The sequence below is a fragment of the Enterobacter sp. FW301-JW81 genome, assembly GCF_058788735.1.
Window position 1 is genome coordinate 138,955 of the sequence record NZ_JBYTBA010000002.1, and the last position, 21,147, is coordinate 160,101.

Below are 21,147 nucleotides of genomic sequence, written 5' to 3' on the forward strand. Positions count from 1 at the left end.
TGTGCTATATAAATCTCATATGATTAGTTAACGGAATTGTAGCGATGGAAATTAAACTGCATGCCAATGCCACCACCACGCCACGCATTCGTCGCTATCTCCAGCAGTCCGATAAAAGCGACAGGGAGCTGGCGACCGAGCTCGGTATCTCCGTCACGACCGTCAGGCGCTGGCGCAACCGCGAGCAAATTACGGATAACCAGACAACGCCAAAAGTGATACACAAGGCACTGAGACAGGAACAGGTTGCGCTGGTGAATGCTTTACGTGAAGTCACGGGCGCGCCGCTGGACGAACTGCTGCTGATGGTCAATGAAGGACTCGGGATCGCCGTCTCCCGCGCGACCCTGAACCGTTACCTTAAGCCGGCTTCGATAAAGCAAAAGGGCGCGACGCTGCAGGGGAAAAAGGCGCTGAAGGCGGGCATCTTGCCGCAAAAACTTCTGCTGCATCATCTGCCTCTGTCGCTGCATATGGACGATGGCGGGGAACAGCATCTGCTCTGGGCGCGTGAACCCGTGAGCGGCTGGTGCTACGCCCGGCTGTATGCGGGCATTTCTCCGCCGCTGCTGACCCGCTGGGTGAACGACGCGCTGAAAGCCTGTCCGGCTGATATTCAATCTGTTGAGACTTTCGGGTTAGAGGTGAACCAACCGGAAGGCGGCGCCGCCGTGAAAGTGAACCCGCAGCAATACCGCGCCATTCAGGTTACTCTGCCGCTATGCGACATCATTCCACGCCTGAACAGCGAGCCGGCAGGCGAGCTGTTGATTAAGCTTTGCGAATTTTACAACCGGGGAAAGGTGCAGAAAAAGTTGGGAGAGAGTACGCCGCAGGCCTTTCTCGAAGCGCTGCGGCGTAACGATTAGAGGATCTCAAGCACGTCTTCCGGCGGGCGGCCAATGCGTGCCTGGCCGTTTGCCACCACAATCGGTCGCTCAATCAGCTTTGGATTTTCAACCATCGCCTGTACCAGCTCCGTCTCGGTGAGACGGCTGTCGTCCAGATTAAGCGACTTATACAGGTCTTCTTTCTTGCGCATCAGCTCTCTTGCACTGCCCATCCCCAGCATGTGCAGCAGTTGGCGAACGGTCTGCGCGTTGGGTGGAGTCTCGAGATAAAGCACCACCTCCGGCTCAACGCCGTTAGACTTCAGCAGGCTCAGGGTGTCGCGGCTCTTGGAGCAGCGAGGGTTGTGATAGATTTTTACGGCGTCTGTCATGACGTGAATTCTCCTTTATTACATCTTCTCGTACGGCTTAAAGCGCTGCTGCAGGCCGCGCAGCTGGTCGATTCGCGCGTCATAACGGGCCTGCTGGAGGCTGCCGAGTTTAACCTGCGCGCTGGCGCTGCTGAGCGTGGAAATCGCCTGATCGAGGCGCCCCACCAGGGCAAAGCCTTCGGCACGCGCCGCCAGCTCCTGATCGCGGTTGCCCAGCTGAGCTTCCGCCTGTGCGAGCAGGTCCCAGCCGTTTTGATCGTCTTTATTATTAAAGGTGTAGCGGTTCAGAATGGTCGCCGCTTCCCCCGGCTGGCCGCCCTGTAAGTAAGCATTCGCCAGGTTAAGCTGCAGCACCGGGTTGGTACGGACGTCTTTCGCCCCTTTCAGGCGGTTAATCGCATCGGCAGGTTTTTTCTGCCCCAGATCGATATCCGTCGAGAGATCGAGATACCACGGGTTATTCGGGTCTGCAGCCAGAAGCGGCTGCAGCGCCTTACGCGCCTCGTCGTATTTGCTGGCTTCCATCGCCTGTAGCGCCTGACCATACTGCGCGGCGTTTTTCTCACGCACGTTGCCTTTCGCCAGGGCATCCAGCAGGTCGCTGGTGAGCTGGTTACGCCCGGAATTGTACATCCCGAGCGTTCTCACTTTCGCCATGTAGAAATCCTGCGAAGACTGGACCACGACGGGACGCATCTGGTTGGCACGGTTTCGCGCATCCGACAGGCGGCTTTCCGGTAGCGGGTGCGTGAGCAGAATTTCCGGCGGGCGGGAGGAATAGCGCGCCTGATCGAGCAGTTTTTCCAGGAAGCTCGGCATGGCCTGCGGGTCGAAGCCCGAACGCTGCAGCACCTGAATGCCGATGCGGTCCGCTTCCTGCTCGTTTTGCTGGGTAAAGCTGATCATCCCCTGACGCGTACCGGCCAGCGTACCGGTTAAGGCGGCCATCCCGGCCTGCGGGCTGGCCATCGCCAACAGAATAGAGCCCAGGGCACCCACCCAGGTGAGCGGGGCGTTACGCTTCTGGTCTTCCATCGCACGCGCCAGGTGGCGCTGCGTGACGTGCGAAATTTCGTGCGCCATAACCGAGGCGAGCTGGCTTTCGTTATCGGAATAGCGAAATAACGCCGAATGCAGCACCACGTTACCGCCAAAGAAGGCGAAGGCGTTGATTTCGTCATTATTAATTAAATAGAAATGGAAGGGCGTTTTTACCGAGTCGGCGTGCGCCACCAGACGCATCCCCAGCCCGTTTATGTACTGTACCAGCAAAGGGTCGTTAATCAGCGGGGCGCTGCCGCGCAGCTGGCGAACATAGTAATCGCCCATTTGCATCTCTTGCCCAATAGAGAGCGTGCTTCCTGCCGTGGTGCCCATGTCCGGCAATGAATCGGACGAGTCAGCAAAAGCGGGTAACACCTGACCGACCGTCACTGCGGCAATCAGTGTTGCAACCAGTGTTTTTCTCAACTGCCTGAACATAACCACTGTCCTGTATGTTGGATGTGCTAATTTGACCGATGAACCGGCTTATCGTTCATCTCTGCTGCCCTGCGAGTGTAGCCGTGTTACCGCATGAAGAAAATCCCATTCATCAGGCTTTTGCGGATTGTGTCAGCGATACAAAAAGCGAAAGTCTTTTTTGTGACAGTTAGATACAATTCACCGTCTCACTCCCGCCATTCGATTCAGGGAAGGGTTGTATGCTCGAAATGTTAATGCAGTGGTACCGGCGTCGGTTCAGCGACCCGGAAGCCATTGCTTTGTTGGTTATTCTGGTTGCCGGGTTCGGTATTCTGTTCTTCTTCAGCGGTCTGCTCGCCCCTCTGCTGGTGGCGATTGTGCTGGCGTACCTGCTGGAGTGGCCAACGGCGCGCCTGGAACATATTGGCTGTTCCCGCCGCTGGGCAACCAGCATCGTGCTGGTGCTGTTTGTCGGCATTCTGCTGTTGATGGCCTTTGTGGTGATGCCCGTCGCCTGGCAGCAGGGGATCTACCTTATTCGCGATATGCCCGGCATGCTGAATAAACTGTCTGATTTTGCCGCCACGCTGCCGCGCCGTTATCCCGCGTTAATGGACGCCGGCATCATCGACGCGATGGCCGAAAATATGCGCGCCCGCATTATGACGATGGGCGATTCGGTGGTGAAATACTCTCTGGCGTCGCTGGTGGGGCTGCTTACCCTGGCCGTCTACCTCGTGCTCGTTCCGCTGATGGTCTTCTTCCTGGTAAAAGATAAGGATCAGATGCTCAACGCCGTGCGGCGCGTTTTACCGCGCAACCGCGGGCTGGCGGGGCAGGTCTGGGAAGAGATGAACCAGCAGATCACCAACTACATTCGCGGCAAGGTGCTGGAGATGATTGTCGTGGGGGTAGCCACCTGGATTGGCTTCCTGATATTCGGCCTGAACTACTCGCTGCTGCTGGCGGTGCTGGTGGGGCTGTCGGTCCTGATTCCGTACATCGGCGCGTTTGTGGTGACCATTCCGGTTGTGGGGGTCGCGTTGTTCCAGTTCGGGCTTGGGACGGAGTTCTGGAGCTGCTTCGCGGTATACCTGATTATTCAGGGGCTGGACGGTAACCTGCTGGTACCGGTGCTGTTCTCAGAGGCGGTGAATTTGCATCCGCTGGTGATTATCTTATCCGTGGTGATTTTCGGCGGGCTGTGGGGGTTCTGGGGCGTGTTCTTTGCCATTCCGCTGGCCACGTTGATTAAAGCCGTGGTCCACGCGTGGCCGGATGTGCCGGCGGTGGAAGAGAAGTAGTTTTTGTGCGGCCTGATGCCCTCACCCCGGCCCTCTCCCACGGGGAGAGGGGGAAAACACTAAAAACGGCAACCAGGTTGCCGTTTTGCTGTTTATCAGGCGCTTGCTTTCAGCCAGTTCAACACCACGTCGTGGTGGTTGCTGGTTTTGAAGTCGTCAAACACGTGTTCAATTTTACCGTCAGCGTCAATCAGGAAGCTGATGCGGTGAATGCCGTCGTAGGTTTTACCCATAAACGTCTTCTCGCCCCAGATGCCGAACTGTTCGCACACCTGATGATCTTCATCAGAAAGCAGCGTGAAGTTCAGCAGCTCTTTTTCAGCAAATCGTGACAGCTTTTCCGGTTTATCCGTGCTGATGCCCAGCACTTCCACGCCGACTTTTTTCAACTCGTCCATGTTGTCGCGTAAGCCGCAGGCCTGTACGGTGCAGCCGGGGGTCATGGCTTTCGGGTAGAAATAGACCAGAACACGCTGTCCCTGGAAGTCGGTCAAATTTACTTGCTCGCCGTCTTGATCCGGTAAGCTAAATTTCGGTGCGATGTCACCGGCTTTCAGTGGATTCATTACTCAACTCCATCCTGTTCGTGCTGCGAATAATTGACGACGCTTATACTGCCCTGCGCGTTTAATTCTGTACAGAGGGCTTTGAACGCTTGCTCGATATTTGACGCATCCTGTGAGGCAGGGCAATGCGCGGTAATCTGAATAAAGAGCGTGGGAACCGTGCTCTCGTCGCCCGGCTGTGTGCGGGAAACGAGCTCGGCGATGTTCATCTGATGGCTGTCAAACAGCGCGGTAAAGCGCTCAATCAGATGGGGGGAATCAGGGACTTCAACCTGCACCCAGACGGTAGCGGGCATGGCCGGACGCGGGCGCGCGGTGGTCCGTTTCATCACGATCAGCAAATCCAGCTCCGCGCCCTTCAGCGGCAGGGTCGATTCGATAAGCGTTATGGCATTCCATGTTCCGGAAAGCAGCATAATAAACGTGAACTCTTCGCCCAGCATTGCCAGACGGCTGTCTTCGATATTACAGCCGCAGCTGCTCACGTGACGGGTGATGGTGTTCACGATACCCGGCCTGTCGGCACCCAGCGCAGTGATAACCAGGTAATGTTGTGATGAGGTTGTCAAACCTGTTCTTCCTTTGCATGGTTAAGTCTTCCTAAGGAAAGCATAAAAAAAACATGCATACAACCGCCTGAGGGCCTCAGGTCGCTTGCTTTTATTACAGTTCCAAACGTACCATTGAGGCTCTTGTTCGCACAGAGGATGGCTCATGTTCACGGGAAGTATTGTCGCGCTTGTTACACCGATGGATGAAAAAGGTAATGTCTGCCGGTCAAGCATGAAGAAGCTGATTGATTACCATGTCGCCAATGGAACCTCGGCGATCGTTTCGGTAGGGACTACCGGTGAATCTGCAACGCTGAGCCACGAAGAGCACGGCGATGTGGTTATGCTGACCCTCGAACTGGCTGACGGACGTATTCCGGTCATCGCGGGGACAGGGGCTAATGCGACCGCAGAAGCTATCAGTCTGACCCAACGTTTTAACGACAGCGGCATCGTAGGCTGTCTGACGGTAACCCCTTACTACAACCGTCCTACCCAGGAAGGTTTGTTCCAGCACTTCAAAGCCATCGCTGAACATACTGACTTGCCACAAATTCTGTATAATGTGCCGTCCCGTACCGGCTGCGATATGCTGCCGGAAACCGTTGGTCGTCTCTCGGAAGTAAAAAATATTATCGGTATTAAAGAGGCGACAGGGAACTTAAGCCGCGTTCATCAGATCAAAGAGCTGGTTTCAGATGACTTTATCCTGTTGAGTGGTGATGATGCGACCGCGCTGGACTTTATGCAGCTCGGTGGTCATGGCGTGATCTCCGTAACGGCAAACGTTGCGGCGCGCGATATGGCTGAAATGTGCAAAATGGCCGCAGCCGGTCACTTTGATGAAGCGCGCGTCATTAACCAGCGTCTGATGCCGCTGCACAATAAATTATTTGTCGAACCCAATCCGATCCCAGTGAAATGGGCGTGTAAGGAGTTGGGGCTTGTAGCAACCGATACGCTGCGTCTGCCAATGACACCGATTACCGACCACGGTCGTGACATCGTCAAGGCAGCGCTGAAGCATGCCGGTTTGCTGTAAAGTTTAGGGAGATTTGATGGCTTATTCAGTACAGAAGTCGCGCCTGGCGAAGGTTGCGAGTGTTTCGCTTGTTATGCTGCTCGCTGCCTGTAGTTCAGACTCGCGCTACAAGCGCCAGGTGAGCGGTGATGAATCCTATCTGGATGCGACCCCGCTTGCTGAACTTCACGCACCGGCTGGTATGATCCTGCCGATTCAGAACGGCGATTATAATATTCCCGTGACCAACGGCAGTGGCCTGGTGGGTAAAGCGCTTGATATTCGTCCACCAGCACAGCCTCTGGCGCTGGTGAGCGGGGCGCGTACCCAGTTCACCGGTGATACGGCGTCTCTGTTGGTTGAGAGCGCGCGCGGTAGCACCCTGTGGCCGCAGGTTGTCAGCGTTATTCAGTCGAAGAACTACACCATCGATAAACGCGATGACGCCAGCCAGACGTTAACCACCGACTGGATCGAATGGAACCGTCTGGATGAAGATCAGCAGTATCGCGGTCGCTATCAAGTCTCCGTAAAACCACAGGGTTATCAGCAGGCGGTTAACGTTAAGCTGTTGAACCTGGAGCAGGCGGGTAAACCGGTTGCGGATGCCGCGTCCCTGCAGCGTTACAGCACCGAAATGCTGAACGTGATTGCCGCGGGTCTGGATAAGACCGCCACCGATGCCGCCAACGCCGCGCAGAGCCGCAGCGGTGCGACCTTCGATGTGCAAAGCGGTGCGGATGATACCGGCCTGCCAATGCTGGTGGTTCGTGCACCGTTTAATCAGACCTGGCAGCGTCTGCCAGCGACGCTGGAAAAAGTGGGCATGAAAGTGACCGACAGCACGCGTTCAACCGGCAGTATGACGGCAACGTACAAGCCGCTCTCCGACAGCGCGTGGCAGGAGCTGGGTGCGAAAGATCCTCAGCTTGCCTCCGGTGACTACAAGATTCAGGTAGGCGACCTTGATAACCGCAGCAGTCTGCAGTTTATCGATCCAAAAGGTCACACGCTGACCCAGTCGCAGAACGATGCGCTGGTCGCTGTCTTCCAGGCGGCATTCAGCAAATAAATACGAGGGCTGGTTAATCCAGCCCTTTTTATTTTAGTGCTACGCAAACGTGTGCGTGGCATAATATCCCCAGTTTTGAACACAAATCATCACACCAGGAGTAATGAAGATGCAGAAGCAAGCTGAGTTGTATCGTGGCAAAGCGAAGACCGTATACAGCACGGAAAACCCGGATCTGTTGGTGCTCGAGTTCCGCAATGATACGTCAGCAGGGGATGGCGCACGCATTGAGCAGTTCGATCGTAAAGGCATGGTGAACAACAAGTTCAACCACTTCATTATGACCAAGCTGGCCGAAGCGGGTATCCCGACTCAGATGGAAGCGTTGCTGTCCGATACGGAATGTCTGGTGAAAAAACTGGATATGGTTCCGGTTGAGTGCGTTATTCGTAACCGTGCAGCGGGCTCCCTGGTGAAGCGTCTGGGCATTGAAGAAGGTATCGAACTGAACCCACCGCTGTTCGACCTGTTCCTGAAAAACGATGCTATGCACGATCCTATGGTCAATGATTCCTACTGCGAAACCTTCGGCTGGGTGAATAAAGAGAACCTGGCGCGCATGAAAGAGCTGACCTACAAAGCCAACGACGTGCTGAAAAAATTGTTTGATGACGCGGGCCTGATCCTCGTCGACTTCAAGCTGGAGTTTGGTCTGTTCAAAGGCGAAGTGGTGCTGGGCGATGAGTTCTCACCGGACGGTAGCCGCCTGTGGGATAAAGAAACTCTGGATAAAATGGACAAAGACCGCTTCCGTCAGAGCCTGGGTGGCCTGATTGAAGCGTACGAAGCGGTTGCTCACCGTTTAGGCGTTAAGCTCGACTAACTCCCTCACTTGCCAAAGGATGTTCGCATCCTTTGGCGTCTTACCTTTGTTTCCTATGGTAATCTTGCCGTTAACCGCCTACGATCATAGCTATTATTAATGGAATAGTTCGAGGTGGTTATGCGCTGGCAAGGGCGTCGTGAAAGTGACAATGTAGAAGACAGGCGCAGTGATGGCGGCGGCGGCCCTTCAATGGGCGGTCCCGGCTTCCGGTTACCGAGCGGCAAAGGCGGGATAATCCTGCTGATTGTGGTGCTGGTTGCAGGATATTACGGCGTCGATCTCACCGGTTTAATGACCGGTCAGCCGCTGCAACAGCAGCAGCAATCTCAGCACTCCATCAGCCCGAATGAAGATGAAGCGGCTAAATTTACCTCCGTTATTCTCGCCACAACAGAAGACACCTGGAGTCAGCTGTTCGAGAAAATGGGGCGTACCTACCAGCAGCCGAAGCTGGTGATGTATCGCGGTGCAACCCGCACCGGATGCGGTACCGGGCAGTCTGTGATGGGGCCGTTCTACTGCCCGGCAGACGGCACCGTCTATATCGATCTCTCTTTTTACGATGACATGAAACGCAAGCTTGGCGCTGACGGCGATTTTGCCCAGGGCTACGTGATCGCACATGAAGTCGGTCACCACGTGCAGAAGCTGTTGGGGATTGAGCCAAAAGTGCGCCAGCTTCAGCAAAATGCCTCTCAGGCCGAAGTGAACCGCCTTTCCGTTAAAATGGAACTGCAGGCGGACTGCTTCGCGGGCGTCTGGGGCCACAGCATGCAGCAGCAGGGCGTTCTGGAATCCGGCGACCTTGAAGAGGCGTTAAATGCCGCTCAGGCTATCGGTGACGATCGCCTTCAGCAGCAGAGCCAGGGGCGCGTCGTGCCGGACAGCTTCACGCACGGTACTTCACAGCAGCGCTATAGCTGGTTTAAACGCGGTTTCGACAGCGGCGATCCGGCGCAGTGTAATACCTTCGGCAAAGCGATGTAATGCTGCCGTTTGAACAGCTGATAAGCGAGCTTGAGCGCACCGGCCATCGCCGGCTGGTGGTGCTCAGCGGTGATGCACAGTGGACGTTAACCCAGGCTGTCGCCCTGCGTGACGCCCTACCTGGAGACTGGGTTTGGCTGGACGAACACCCTTCACAGGCCATCAGTGGCCTGCTGGGACGCGAGTTCCGCCATGCCGTCTTTAACGCCAGCGCCGGGTTTGATGTCGCCGCGTTTGCCGCCCTTAGCGGAACGCTCAGCGCCGGAAGCCTGCTGGTGCTGCGGGTTCCACCGCTCGACGCGTGGGCCGAGCGTCCTGACGGTGATTCCCTGCGCTGGAGCGACAGCGCCGACGCGATAGCCACGCCGCATTTTGTCCGCCATTTCTGCCGGACCCTTGCCGCCGATCCCGACGCGATTGTCTGGCTTCAGGGTAGCGATTTATCCCTTCCACCTTTACCCGATGCGCCCGACTGGCGGCCCGCCAGCGGCGCGCCGCAGCGCGAGCAGGCTGAGATCCTGGATGTGCTTCAGGGGATGAGGAGGGGCATCGTGGCCGTTACCGCCGCGCGCGGGCGCGGAAAGTCAGCGCTGGCGGGAATGTTGCTGAATCGCATTACGGGCAGCGCCGTGGTCACCGCGCCCGCGAAGGGGGCAACGGATATCATTGCCCGATTTGCCGGAGAGCATTTTCATTTTATGGCCCCGGACGCGCTGCTTGCCTCTTCATGCCAGGCCGACTGGCTGATTGTCGATGAAGCCGCCGCGATCCCCGGCCCGCTGCTGGAAAAGCTGGTGAGCCGTTTCCCGCGCGTGCTGCTGACCACAACGGTGCAGGGCTATGAAGGGACGGGCCGGGGATTTTTGCTTAAATTCTGCGGTCGGTTTGCCGGGCTGCAGCGCTACAGCCTGTCAGCGCCGGTACGCTGGGCTACGGGCTGCCCGCTTGAGCGGGTCGTCGCCCGCGCGCTGCTGTTTGACGATACGCTGGTTGACCGCCGCCCGGAAGGGGAGGTGCGTTTAACTTCCCTGACCCCGGAGGCCTGGGAAAGCCGTCCGGCGCTGGCAGCGAGCGTATACGAACTTCTCTGCGCCGCGCACTATCGCACCTCGCCGCTCGATTTACGCCGCATGATGGACGCGCCCGGGCAGCAGTTTGCTGTCGCCGAAGCCAACCCGGTCATCGCCGGGGCGCTCTGGCTGGTGGAGGAGGGCGGGTTATCCCCTGAGCTTAGCCGCGCCGTGTGGGCGGGCTTCCGCCGTCCTCGCGGGAACCTGGTGGCGCAGTCTCTGGCGGCGCACGGCGGCTCCCCGCTGGCGGCCACGCTCCGAGGCCGACGGGTGACCCGCATTGCCGTGCACCCTCACCGTCAGCGGGAAGGGATTGGTCAGGCGCTTATCCGCAGCGCCAGCGGGGAAGATTATCTGTCGGTAAGCTTTGGTTACACCGATGAGCTTTGGCGCTTCTGGCAGCAGTGCGGGTTTGTGCTGGTGCGGATGGGAAGCCATCGTGAAGCCAGCAGCGGCTGCTATACCGCGATGGCGCTGCTGGCGTACAGTGAGGCCGGGCGTCAGCTGTGTGAGCAGGCGCAGCAGCGTCTGAGGCACGATGCGCGGGTATTATCGGCCTGGAACGGTGAAAAGATCCCGGTGGAAGATGAATGGGACGCTACCCTTAATCATGACGATTGGCTGGAGCTGGCCGGGTTCGCCTTCGCCCACCGGGCGTTTTCCACCTCCGTTGCGTCGTTAACGCGGCTGGTGCAGAGCGTTGATATGCCGCTTGCGGCCCTGCGCGGAAAAGTTGAGGCGAAAAAGGATGATGCCCGGCTAAGCGCTGACCTGGCCCTGCCCGGGCGAAAAGCGCTGCTGGTGAGAATGCGAGCGGAAACGGCACAAGCTCTTGAAAGGCTTGATGATGCTCGCTGTCAGCAGCTCAAAGACGCTATTTTGCAATGGCAATTTTTTCAATGACTTCTTCAGTAAAGTGGCATGGTCATTCCCGTCGCGAGGCGTAGAATCCAGGTCATCTATTAAGGAGACCACCATGAAACACGACCATTTTGTTGTTCAAAGCCCTGACAAACCGGCTAAACAGTTACTGCTTCTGTTTCATGGCGTTGGCGATAATGCCGTCAATATGGGTCAGATTGGCAGCTGGTTTGCGCCTGTTTTTCCGGAGGCATTGATTGTCAGCATTGGTGGCGTAGAGCCATGTGGTCCGAACGGACGGCAGTGGTTCTCCGTTCAGGGCGTGACGGAAGAGAACCGTCAGGCGCGCATTGATGCCATCATGCCCACGTTTATCGACATTGTCCGCTACTGGCAGCAGCAGAGCGGCGTAGGTGCCGACGCAACCGCGCTGATTGGCTTCTCGCAGGGGTCAATCATGTCGCTGGAAAGCGTAAAAGCGCAGCCGGGTCTGGCTTCGCGGGTGATCGCATTTAACGGCCGTTTTGCGACGCTACCGACCAGCGCGACCACGCAGACGACCATCCACCTGATCCACGGTGGTGAAGACCGGGTAATTGAGCTCTCGCATGCGGTTGCGGCGCAGGAAGCGCTGATTCGCGAAGGTGGGGATGTGACGCTGGATATCGTTGACGAACTGGGCCACGCGATTGACGACCGTAGCATGCAGTTTGCGCTCGATCGTTTGCGCTATACCGTACCGAAGCACTACTTTGATGAAGCGCTCAGCGGCGGCAAGCCGGATAACGATGATATTGTAGAGTTTATGTGAGGTTTCCCCCTCTCCCAGGGAGAGGGGAAACAGATCGATTACTTCTTCTGATCCTTCTTCGGCCAGTCGTCGTCATCGTCCCACTTGTCGTTAAAATCACGGTGCGGGGGAAGATCCGGTTTGTTGGCAAGAAATTTTTTATGGTCAACGCGCTTCAGATCTTTAATCACGTTAAGCAATACGCCGACCAGAAAAACTAACACCAGAATCCACCAGTACTTTGAAAGCCAGTCCATTCGCTATTCCTCTCAGAGCGTTCGTCAGGCGACGAGTTGCTCCATAATACGTTGATACATACGGGCCAGCAGTTGCAAATCTGCCGCATTGACACACTCATTTATTTTATGAATGGTTGCGTTCACTGGACCCAGTTCGACAACCTGGGCACCCATGCGGGCGATAAAGCGTCCGTCTGAGGTGCCACCCGTTGTCAGCAGCTGTGGCTTAATTTCATTATAGTGCTCGATGGCGTTCACCACCGCATCCACCAGTTTGCCGCGCTGCGTCAGGAACGGCTGGCCGGAAAGCCACCAGTCCACGGTGTAGCGCAGGTTATATTTTTCCAGCAGGGCGATAACGCGCGCCTTGATCGTCTCATCGGTCAGTTCAGTGCTGAAGCGGAAGTTGAACTGGACGAAATAATCTCCCGGGATAACGTTATTGCTGCCGGTCCCGGCCTTGACGTTCGCAATCTGCATGCTGGTCGGCGGGAAGAACTCGTTGCCTTTATCCCACTCAATCTCTACCAGCTCGCTCAGCATCGGTGCCGCGCGATGGACCGGGTTATCGGCCAGATGCGGGTAAGCAACGTGCCCCTGAACGCCGTGAATGGTCAGGTTACAGGTCAGCGAGCCGCGACGCCCGTTTTTGACGACATCACCCACCACTTCGGTACTGGACGGCTCGCCGACCAGGCAGTAGTCGAGACGCTCGTTGCGGGCCATCAGCGCCTCAACGACCTTCACGGTGCCGTTATGGGCGCTGGCTTCTTCGTCGGAGGTGATTAAAAACGCGAGACGGTTTTTGTGGTTCGGGTGCTGAGCAACAAAGCGCTCTGCCGCCACCACCATCGCCGCCAGAGAGCCTTTCATGTCTGCCGCACCGCGACCAAACAGCATGCCATCGCGGATGGTCGGTTCAAACGGCGGGTTAATCCAGCGGTCTGCGTCACCGGCGGGAACGACGTCAGTGTGTCCGGCAAAGGCCAGCGTTTCACCCTGGCCGCGCCACGCCCAGAAGTTCTGGGTATCGCCAAAATCCATGCGTTCCACGGTAAAACCGATGGCGCGCAGGCGCTCAATCATTAATGCCTGACAACCTGCGTCGTCCGGGCTAAGGGAAGGACGGCGAATAAGCTGCTGAGTCAGCTCAATGACCGGGCATGACATAGACTACACCTCAACGAAAAAAGTCTGAATAAAGGGTTTCACTGAAACCCAGCAGCATAGGCTGCCCTGGCGCGCAGAGCAATGGGCGTTTGATGATTGCCGGCATTTCGAGCATCAGTTTTGCCGCGCTGTCGGCATCTTTGATGCTGGCGCGCAGCGCTTCGTCCAGTTTACGCCAGGTGGTGCCGCGCGTGTTCAGCAGTGCTTCCCACCCCAGTTCGCTGATGGCGTTATGCAGAAATTCTGCATCAAGCCCATCCGCTCGGTAATCGTGGAAACGGTACTCTACGCTGTTGGCTTCCAGCCAGCGGCGGGCTTTTTTGATGGTGTCGCAATTTTTAATGCCGTACATCACAACCATGGTGAATCCTTTTGACCTAATGATGATTAAATGTTCAGTAAATTCGAAGATATATCCTTAAGTAGAATATAACACATTCAGGAATCGTCTGGATTTACACTTCTTCTTAATTCAACTCACAACTGTACGCTGAATATTCTTTCATCCTTTAAGCATAGATGTCCATAAACTTTAAAATGCTAATAAACTCAGCCAATAAAATAAAATTCAGCTGTCCGCAGTGTTATTTCAAAATATTGCTGGCCGTCACAAAAAATTGAGGGCTATCCGTTCATATTTATCATAAATCCACGCAGGACGTGGGGTGCAATCACAGCAATTGGTTAAATAGTCTTCACAATGACGGTCCGTTTTTGTAGAATGCGCATAATAATAAGAGAGGGTATTATGATTGAACGTGAACTGGGGAACTGGAAAGATTTTATCGAAGGCATGCTTCGTAAATGACATTCAGTAAGAATTGCAAGAGCACTAAAATAAGTAAAATAACCATAGTGTGAATTAATCACACAATAAAAAGGCGGCCGATAGAGCCGCCTTTTTTTATTTCAATCACTTACTCCGGGCGTTCCTTTAGCGGGAAGCGGCGACGCACTAGCACAAAGAACAGCGGAACGAAATAAATGGCAAGGATAGTGGCGGAAATCATGCCGCCCATGACCCCGGTACCCACAGCATGTTGGCTGCTGGAGCCTGCGCCGGTGCTGGTTGCCATCGGCAGTACGCCGAAAACAAACGCCAGCGACGTCATCAGGATCGGGCGTAAGCGCTGACGGCAGGCGTGCAGCGTGGCGGCCATCAGCTCGTGGCCTTTGGCATTCATCTCGTTGGCAAACTCAACGATCAGAATGGCGTTTTTCGCCGATAGCCCAATCACAGTGAGCAGCCCGACCTGGAAGTAGACATCGTTCTCCAGGCCGCGCATCCAGGTCGCGAGCAGTGCACCGATGACGCCAAGGGGCACGACCAGCATGACCGAGAACGGGACTGACCAGCTTTCATACAGTGCGGCAAGGCAGAGGAAGACCACCAGCAGCGAGAGGGCGTAAAGCGCGGGTGCCTGCGCTCCGGAGAGACGCTCCTGGTAAGACATGGCCGTCCACTCCAGGCCAAAACCGGCGGGCAGCTGCTGCACCAGTTTTTCCATGATGTCCATGGCGGTACCGGTACTGACGCCCGGGGCGGCTTCCCCAACGATTTCAACCGCGGAATAGCCGTTATAGCGCTCCAGACGCGGCGAACCGCTCTCCCAGTGCGAGTTGGCAAAGGCGGAGAAGGGCACCATGCCGCCGACATTATTCCTGACAAACCAGCGGTTAATATCATCCGGCAGCATGCGGAACGGCGCGGCGGACTGTACATACACTTTTTTTACGCGGCCGCGATCCATAAAGTCATTCACATAGCTCGAGCCCCACGCGGTTTGCAGGGTGTCATTGATATCGTTGATCGACACGCCCAGCGCCTGCGCCTTACGCTGATCGATATCCACCTGCAGCTGTGGGCTGTCGTCAAGGCCGTTATGGCGAACGCGTGTCAGGCCTGAATCGTTGCCCGCCAGCGCCAACAGCTTGTCGCGCGCCGCCATCAGCGCCGTATGGCCCGCACCGGCGTGATCCTGCAGCTCCATATCAAAGCCGGCAGAACTGCCCAGACCGCTTATTGCCGGCGGGCTGCTGGCAAAGACGCGCGCTTCTTTGATATGCGCAAAGGCTTTCGTCGCGCGCTCAATGATGGCAAACGATGTTCCCGTTTTCGTGTCGCGCTCGTCCCAGTCCTTCAGGCGGACGAACATGCGGGCGACGTTCTGCCCGTTGCCGCCCGGGCCGGAGCCGACGGTGGAGAAGACGGAAACAACGTTATCTTTCTCTTTGGTGAAGAAGTACTGCTCCACCTTCTGAACCACTTTCAGCGTCTGCTGCTGCGTTGCGCCGCTCGGGAGCTGCACCGAGGTGGTGAACATTCCCCGGTCCTCCATCGGCAGGAACGAGGTGGGCAGATGCATAAACAGCCAGACCATGCCGCCCAGCAGCACAACGTAAACCATCATCCAGCGCAGGCTGCGGTGCAGCACGCCGCCGACGGCAGATTCATACCGCGCGGCATTGCGGTTAAACATCCGGTTAAACCAGCCGAAGAACCCTCTCTGGCCGTGATGTTCCCCTTTGTGCAGCGGTTTCAGGATGGTGGCGCAGAGTGCGGGAGTGAGGATCAGCGCCACCAGCACGGAGAGCACCATCGCCGAGACGATGGTGATGGAGAACTGACGGTAAATCGCCCCGGTTGTGCCGCCAAAGAAGGCCATCGGGATAAAGACGGCCGACAGCACCATCGCAATACCGACTAATGCCCCCTGAATTTGCCCCATGGATTTACGCGTCGCCTGGCGCGGGGAAAGGCCCTCTTCGCTCATGATGCGCTCGACGTTTTCGACCACCACGATGGCATCATCCACCAGAAGGCCAATCGCCAGCACCATCGCAAACATCGTCAGGGTATTAATGCTGTATCCGAACGCGTACAGCACCGCAAAGGTCCCCAGCAGCACCACGGGGACGGCAATGGTTGGGATCAGCGTTGCGCGGAAGTTTTGCAGGAACAGGTACATGACCAGGAACACCAGCGCAATGGCTTCCAGCAGGGTCTTTACCACATCCTCAATCGACGCTTTAACGAAGGAGGTGGTTTCATAGGCGACTTTGTACTCCAGCCCGTGCGGGAAGTACTGCGACAGCTCGTCCAGACGGTCCAGCACCAGTTTCGCTGTAGCCATTTCGTTCGCGCCGGAGGCCAGCTTAACCCCCAGACCGGAGGCCTGATTGCCGTTAAAGCGGCTCAGGTAGTCGTATTTCTCCGCACCCATTTCCACCGTGGCGACATCGCCCAGGCGCACTTCCGACCCGTCCTGATTCACGCGCAGGGTGATGTTGCGGAACTGATCCGGCGTCTGCAGCAGCGATTGCGAATTGATGGTGGCATTCAGGGCCTGCTTATCAACGGACGGCGTTCCCCCCAGCTGCCCTACGGCAATCTGGGCGTTCTGGGCCTTGATGGCATCCGTTACGTCGGTCGCCGTCATCTGGACGCTGTTGAGCTTGTTGGGATCGAGCCAGATGCGCATTGAGTACTGTGAGCCGTAAGCGTCGATATCCCCCACGCCGTTAATACGGCTGATGGGATCCTGAATATTACTGGCGACGTAGTCCGCAATGTCCTGTTTATCCATCGAGCCATCTGTCGAGACAAACGCGATGGTCAAAATATTGGTATCACCGGTTTTACGCACGGTCACACCCTGGTTCTGTACCGCCTGGGGCAGCTTGCGCATGGCCGACTGCAGCTGGTTTTGTACCTGCTGCACCGCTTCGTCCGGGTCGGTGCCCGCCTTGAAGCTCAGGGTCACCGTCGCCTGGCCCGTGGCGCTACTCTGCGAGGACATGTACATCAGGTTATCCAGACCCGTCATGTTCTGCTCGATAACCTGCGTCACGGTGTTTTCCAGCGTTTGTGCGGAAGCGCCGGGGTAGTTTGCGGTGACGCGCACGTTCGGCGGTGCCAGATCGGGATATTGCTCAACGGGAAGTGAAGTAATCGCCAGGACGCCTGTCAGGCACAACAGGATGGCAAGCACCCAGGCAAAAATGGGGCGATCGATAAAAAAATTCGCCATGAAAAAGTGACCTCGTTTTGCTGCACGTCATTATTGTTTATTGCCCGCATAACTTTAGCGGTAAGGCCCAGGTCAAACGTGGAGAAATAAAGGAGATAATGTAAATTATCATGCGCTTTTCCCTGCGCTTCCTCCTTTACCGTTATTTACCCGCCGGTGCCTCAGGTACGGGGAATGTGACGCTGACCAGCGTGCCGCCGTTTTGCGGCTGTGAAAAATGCAGCGCTCCCCCAAGCCGTTGCGCGCGTTCACGCATAATGTTCAGGCCGTAATGCCCCGGCGGCTCGCTGGCCTCGCCAATTCCGATGCCGTTGTCACGAATGCTGACGCAGTGCGTACCGTCCGCTGCCGTCACGCAGCTCACCGCGATCTCAGTGGCCTGCGCGTGCTTAATGGCGTTCAGCACGGCCTCGCGTACGATCTGTAAAAGATGCACCTGCTTTTGCGCGTCGAGCGCCAGCGAGGAGAGGCGGCAGTCGAGATGCAGCTTAGCCTGCGTCTGGCTCTGCAGGGCATCGAGGGACTCCTGCAGCGCCGCGGGTAAATTCGCGTGGTTCAGCGTGAGCCGGAAGGTGGTGAGCAATTCGCGCAACTGCTGCCAGGCGTTGTTAAGCTCGCGGGAGAAGTCGGTGATGATGGTCTGCGCCGGGGCGTTTTCCTCCGGCACGGCGCGCTTAAGCAGGGCAAGCTGAATGCGCAGATACGACAGCACCTGCGCCAGCGAATCATGCAGCTCGCGAGCGATGGTGGCGCGCTCTTCCATCAGTAGCAGCTGCTGGTAATGCTTCTGTGCCTGGTTAAAGTACAGCCCGCGCCCGAGCATGGTTGCCACGCTTCGCATCAGCGGGAGGGGAACGCTGTCCGTCTCGCTTTGCCAGCGCAGCTCGCCGTAAAGGGTGTCCTGCATCAATACCGGCAGATTTTGCAGCGGGAGGCCGCGTGACTCCGTCCCTTCACACACCCGCCAGTCGTCGCTGGTGCGCAGCTCCAGATAACTCATCTGCGTATAGTCATGGACAATTTGCAGGATATGCCGGAAGCAGTGGCTGTCTATCTGGCCGGTATTCAGCGCCTGAGAGCACTTGAACAGCATGTCGAGCTGCTGGTGGGCGTCATGCAAATGCCGCGTCTTTTCCGCAACCGAGGCTTCAAGCGAGCGGTAGAGCGTGGCTAACTCGGCGGACATGTGGTTAAAGGCGCGCGAGAGCTGGCCCAGCTCGTTCGGCAGGGCGGTATCCGGCGCAGGGGTCGCAAACTCACCTCGCTCAATTCGCTCGCTGGCCGCCACCAGATTGTTCAGCGGCAATACCACCTGGCGACGGATGCGCCGCAGGGTAAACAGCGTCAGCAGCAGGATCCCAAGCGCGCCCGCCAGCGAGAGCAGGGTGACCGTCTGAATTTTATGTTCGGTGTAGTGCTGCAGGGCAAGCACGAAAGCATCAATGCGGCCGACAAAATCGCCAATGTGGCTTTGATACCACGCGCTGTCGCCGCGGGCGATGCGCGTGTCCATCTCCAGCCAGGCCACGTGCAACTGCTGATAGCGTGCTTTCACGTTGTCCGGAACGTACCAGCGGTTCAGCTTCTGCAGGGCAGGCGCGCTCAGCGTCTGTTGCCAGTTCTCGCGATGGGCGGCAAGGGAAGGGCTGTTGCGCTGCATCTCGTAGCCCAGGCGATAGCTCTGCATGCGCAGTGAGCCCGCGATATTAATGGCTTCGGCGTCACGCTGGCTGCTGGCAAGCGTCAGCAGCGCGACGGTGCTGGTCAGCACGGATAAAACAATGATCGAAAAGAATGCCCAGGCAAGGCTTCCGGAAACGGGTCGTTTAACGGTCACAGAACGGCTCTCTGAATAAAATTGATCTGCCACAGGTTCACTGGAAATAATTGGGCATCCTGGGCATTTGAACATTGCCCGATCGCGCCGTGATGCGTAAATACCATATTCATACAAAGAATAAGGTTATTGAACCAAAAACAGGTGTGGATATGAATCGTTTTATTATGGCTGACAGCCAGCAATGCATTGGGTGTCGCGCCTGCGAAGTGGCCTGCGTGATGGCGCACAACGGTGAGCAGCACGTCCTGAGCGAGCGCCATTTTCATCCCCGTATTACGGTCCTGCGAGCCGGCGAGAAACGAAGCCCCGTCACCTGCCATCACTGCGAAAACGCGCCCTGCGCGCAAAGCTGCCCGAACGGCGCCATCAGCAAATGCGATGACAGCGTACAGGTGAACCAACAAAAATGCATCGGCTGTAAGGCCTGCGCGGTGGCCTGCCCGTTTGGCACGATGGAAATTATCGTCACCCCGCTCGGCAGCAGCGGCGTGAAGGCCTCGGCGAACAAATGCGATCTCTGCCAGACGCGACCAAACGGCCCGGCCTGTATCGAAAACTGCCCGGCAGACGTCCTCTCCCTGGCGACGCCCGCCGTCCTGGACAATCTGGCAAAATCGCGCCGACAGCGCGCTGCCAGCCTGGAGGCGCGGCCCTGGCATGCGGAGGCCGTCAGAGAGGACGTCCCGCGCACTAAGCTGCAGCAGATGCAAACAACCCCGCCACGCGGCGAGCCCGACAAGCTGGCTGGCGCAGAGCGCGTGGGCCATTTTAACGAAATCTACCTGCCGTTTCGGGCCGAGCAGGCCGCCCGCGAGGCGTCGCGCTGCCTGACGTGCGGCGAGCACAGCATTTGCGAATGGACCTGCCCGCTGCACAACCACATCCCGCAGTGGATTGAGCGCCTCAGCGCGGGGGACATTGCCGGCGCGGTCGAGCTTTCTCATCAGACTAACTGTTTACCTGAAATTACCGGCCGCGTCTGTCCGCAGGACCGTTTATGCGAAGGGGCCTGCACAATCCGTGACGAGTCGGGCTCCGTGACCATCGGTAACATCGAGCGCTATATCGCCGAACGGGCGCTGGCGATGGGCTGGCGGCCGGATTTGTCCGCCGTCACGCCATCAGGTAAGCGTGTCGCGATTGTTGGCGCGGGGCCTGCCGGGCTGGCGTGCGCCGACGTGCTGGCGCGCAGCGGCGTGAGCGTGACGGTCTACGATCGGCATCCGGAAATCGGCGGATTGCTGACCTTTGGCATCCCGGCATTCAAGCTGGATAAATCGCTTCTCGCGCGGCGCAGAGAGATATTCACCGCGATGGGGATCCGCTTTGAGCTGAACTGCGAGGTGGGGCAGGACGTGTCGATGTCACAGTTAAAGAACGAGTACGACGCCCTGTTTATTGGCGTGGGTACCTATCGCTCGATGAAGGCGGGTATCCCGCACGAAGACGCGCCAGGGGTCTATGACGCGCTGCCTTTCCTGGTGGGCAATACGCGGCATGTTATGGGGCTGGAGGAGTCGGCCAGCGAACCGTTCATCGACACCCGTGGCTTAAACGTGGTGGTGCTGGGCGGGGGCGATACCGCGATGGACTGCGTCCGCACCGCGTTACGCCACGGCGCGGCGAACGTCACCTGCGCCTATCGTCGGGATGAGGCCAATATGCCGGGGTCGAAGAAAGAGGTGAAGAACGCCAGAGAAGAGGGCGCGGCGTTTGAATTTAACGTCCAGCCGGTCGAGCTGACGCTGGATCCTGACGGAAAGGTCAACGGTATCCGGATGCTGCGTACCGAGCTCGGTGAGCCGGATGCGCAGGGGCGGCGTCGTCCCGTTCCGGTGGCGGGGAGCGAGTTTGTGATGGCCGCTGATGCGGTCATTATGGCGTTTGGTTTTAACCCGCACGCGATGTCGTGGCTGCAGGCGCAGGGCGTTGAAACGGACGAGCGCGGGCGGATTATTGCCTCGGTTGAGAGCCGCTACCGTTACCAGACGACCAACCCGCAAATCTTCGCTGGGGGTGATGCGGTACGCGGTGCGGATCTGGTGGTAACCGCCATGGTGGAAGGGCGTCATGCGGCGCAGGGGATACTCGACTGGCTGGGAGTCAGTGCGCCAGAACACCATTAAACCGGCG

Annotated in this window: 19 protein-coding genes; 10 read left to right on the top strand and 9 right to left on the bottom strand. The window is 57.4% G+C overall.

Annotated features, from left to right (window positions below; all coding sequences use genetic code 11):
• Positions 1–44: 44 nt before the first annotated feature.
• Positions 45–869 carry a helix-turn-helix domain-containing protein gene (locus AC3WOK_RS07615; RefSeq protein WP_063957747.1) on the top strand — a complete coding sequence of 275 codons (825 nt, stop codon included), beginning with the start codon at positions 45–47 and terminating at the stop codon, positions 867–869.
• On the opposite strand, the gene arsC is transcribed toward AC3WOK_RS07615, so the two are convergent.
• Together arsC and bepA are read right to left on the bottom strand one after the other, a co-directional pair.
• Entirely contained in the window at positions 866–1,222 is a 357-nt protein-coding gene (gene arsC, locus AC3WOK_RS07620; RefSeq protein ID WP_063427929.1) for an arsenate reductase (glutaredoxin), read from the bottom strand. The genes AC3WOK_RS07615 and arsC overlap by 4 nt on opposite strands.
• 18 nt (positions 1,223–1,240) lie before the next feature.
• Positions 1,241–2,704 (bottom strand): beta-barrel assembly-enhancing protease, encoded by a 1,464-nt coding sequence (gene bepA / locus AC3WOK_RS07625; RefSeq protein ID WP_045284557.1) that lies wholly within the window; start codon positions 2,702–2,704, stop codon positions 1,241–1,243.
• Positions 2,705–2,925: 221 nt separating this feature from the next.
• Here bepA and AC3WOK_RS07630 point away from each other — a divergent pair, with 221 nt between their 5' ends.
• Complete coding sequence (locus tag AC3WOK_RS07630; RefSeq protein ID WP_047346712.1) at positions 2,926–3,990, top strand: AI-2E family transporter; 1,065 nt, start codon at positions 2,926–2,928, stop codon at positions 3,988–3,990.
• Between the two features lie 95 nt (positions 3,991–4,085).
• On the opposite strand, the gene bcp is transcribed toward AC3WOK_RS07630, so the two are convergent.
• Both bcp and AC3WOK_RS07640 read right to left on the bottom strand, forming a co-directional pair.
• A complete protein-coding gene (gene bcp, locus AC3WOK_RS07635) occupies positions 4,086–4,556 on the bottom strand; it encodes a thioredoxin-dependent thiol peroxidase (RefSeq protein WP_047346711.1) in 471 nt (156 codons plus the stop codon).
• Positions 4,556–5,125, bottom strand: coding sequence for a glycine cleavage system transcriptional repressor (locus AC3WOK_RS07640; RefSeq protein WP_492354283.1), 570 nt, complete (start codon positions 5,123–5,125; stop codon positions 4,556–4,558). The genes bcp and AC3WOK_RS07640 overlap by 1 nt, the downstream gene beginning before the upstream one ends.
• Before the next feature lie 145 nt (positions 5,126–5,270).
• Between AC3WOK_RS07640 and dapA the strand changes: the two genes are divergently transcribed.
• The 6 genes from dapA to ypfH all read left to right on the top strand — a co-directional run bounded on the left by dapA (position 5,271) and on the right by ypfH (position 11,755).
• Positions 5,271–6,149: a 4-hydroxy-tetrahydrodipicolinate synthase gene (dapA, locus tag AC3WOK_RS07645; protein ID WP_047346710.1), complete on the top strand. Its 879-nt coding sequence runs from the start codon at positions 5,271–5,273 to the stop codon at positions 6,147–6,149.
• Between the two features lie 16 nt (positions 6,150–6,165).
• The gene (bamC, locus tag AC3WOK_RS07650; RefSeq protein WP_059311968.1) at positions 6,166–7,200 is read left to right on the top strand and encodes an outer membrane protein assembly factor BamC; all 1,035 of its coding nucleotides are present in this window, start codon (positions 6,166–6,168) and stop codon (positions 7,198–7,200) included.
• Positions 7,201–7,309: 109 nt separating this feature from the next.
• Complete coding sequence (gene purC, locus AC3WOK_RS07655) at positions 7,310–8,023, top strand: phosphoribosylaminoimidazolesuccinocarboxamide synthase (protein WP_008501631.1); 714 nt, start codon at positions 7,310–7,312, stop codon at positions 8,021–8,023.
• Positions 8,024–8,143: 120 nt separating this feature from the next.
• Positions 8,144–9,013, top strand: coding sequence for a KPN_02809 family neutral zinc metallopeptidase (ypfJ, locus tag AC3WOK_RS07660; protein ID WP_063427933.1), 870 nt, complete (start codon positions 8,144–8,146; stop codon positions 9,011–9,013).
• Entirely contained in the window at positions 9,013–10,986 is a 1,974-nt protein-coding gene (locus AC3WOK_RS07665) for a tRNA(Met) cytidine acetyltransferase TmcA (protein WP_492354284.1), read from the top strand. Before ypfJ ends, AC3WOK_RS07665 begins: the two co-directional genes overlap by 1 nt.
• A gap of 73 nt (positions 10,987–11,059) precedes the next feature.
• A complete protein-coding gene (gene ypfH / locus AC3WOK_RS07670; RefSeq protein ID WP_039263710.1) occupies positions 11,060–11,755 on the top strand; it encodes an esterase in 696 nt (231 codons plus the stop codon).
• A gap of 38 nt (positions 11,756–11,793) precedes the next feature.
• Here the strand turns inward: ypfH and AC3WOK_RS07675 are convergent, their stop codons facing one another.
• Genes AC3WOK_RS07675 through AC3WOK_RS07685 form a run of 3 tightly spaced genes read right to left on the bottom strand, consistent with a single transcriptional unit; the run spans position 11,794 to position 13,504 of the window.
• A complete protein-coding gene (locus tag AC3WOK_RS07675; protein WP_014171111.1) occupies positions 11,794–11,991 on the bottom strand; it encodes a YpfN family protein in 198 nt (65 codons plus the stop codon).
• A gap of 24 nt (positions 11,992–12,015) precedes the next feature.
• Positions 12,016–13,143: a succinyl-diaminopimelate desuccinylase gene (gene dapE, locus AC3WOK_RS07680; protein ID WP_063957750.1), complete on the bottom strand. Its 1,128-nt coding sequence runs from the start codon at positions 13,141–13,143 to the stop codon at positions 12,016–12,018.
• A 10-nt stretch (positions 13,144–13,153) separates the two neighbouring features.
• Positions 13,154–13,504: an ArsC family reductase gene (locus tag AC3WOK_RS07685; RefSeq protein WP_059311965.1), complete on the bottom strand. Its 351-nt coding sequence runs from the start codon at positions 13,502–13,504 to the stop codon at positions 13,154–13,156.
• A 387-nt stretch (positions 13,505–13,891) separates the two neighbouring features.
• Here AC3WOK_RS07685 and ypfM point away from each other — a divergent pair, with 387 nt between their 5' ends.
• Complete coding sequence (gene ypfM / locus AC3WOK_RS07690) at positions 13,892–13,951, top strand: protein YpfM (protein ID WP_015572204.1); 60 nt, start codon at positions 13,892–13,894, stop codon at positions 13,949–13,951.
• A 109-nt stretch (positions 13,952–14,060) separates the two neighbouring features.
• Here ypfM and acrD read toward each other — a convergent pair whose 3' ends face one another.
• A complete protein-coding gene (gene acrD, locus AC3WOK_RS07695) occupies positions 14,061–17,174 on the bottom strand; it encodes a multidrug efflux RND transporter permease AcrD (RefSeq protein WP_492354285.1) in 3,114 nt (1,037 codons plus the stop codon).
• Between the two features lie 142 nt (positions 17,175–17,316).
• A complete protein-coding gene (gene narQ, locus AC3WOK_RS07700) occupies positions 17,317–19,011 on the bottom strand; it encodes a nitrate/nitrite two-component system sensor histidine kinase NarQ (RefSeq protein WP_492354286.1) in 1,695 nt (564 codons plus the stop codon).
• Between the two features lie 152 nt (positions 19,012–19,163).
• On the opposite strand from narQ, the gene aegA reads away from it, so the two are divergent.
• Positions 19,164–21,140, top strand: a complete 1,977-nt coding sequence (aegA, locus tag AC3WOK_RS07705) for a formate-dependent uric acid utilization protein AegA (RefSeq protein ID WP_492354287.1) — start codon at positions 19,164–19,166, stop codon at positions 21,138–21,140.
• Positions 21,141–21,147 lie beyond the last annotated feature (7 nt).